Genomic DNA, 290 nt, shown 5'->3' on the forward strand with positions numbered 1-290 from the left:
GATACAGCGCCAGATGAAAGAGCACCTCTTTCGAGGGTTTGTCACCACTTAACCATTCGCCATCCGCGGTGACTTTGGAAAGCCGCTGTGGATCGAGATTGCCCAGGCATGAACCTGTCGGTGTCGCCAGTAAATTCCCGTCAGGTAAAAGCAGCGACAGATTGCCAGCCGAACCAGTTGCATATCCGCGCTGAAAGAATGAACTGGCAATCCGCGTCATCTCCTCTCGCAAAGACTGCTCTACTTTTGCGAAATCGCTCATGATAAAAACTCTCTTTGGGCTCGTGAAA

General features: G+C 51.0%; 1 protein-coding gene. It reads right to left on the reverse strand.

The window, feature by feature from the left end; genetic code table 11:
* The coding region (locus tag LZP73_RS20340) for a class II aldolase/adducin family protein (protein ID WP_234236754.1) at positions 1 to 262 on the reverse strand (262 nt) is incomplete at its 3' end.
* Between the last annotated feature and the right edge of the window lie 28 nt (positions 263 to 290).

Source organism: Shewanella sp. AS16 (assembly GCF_021412365.1).
GTDB classification, from domain to species: Bacteria; Pseudomonadota; Gammaproteobacteria; order Enterobacterales; family Shewanellaceae; genus Shewanella; species Shewanella salipaludis.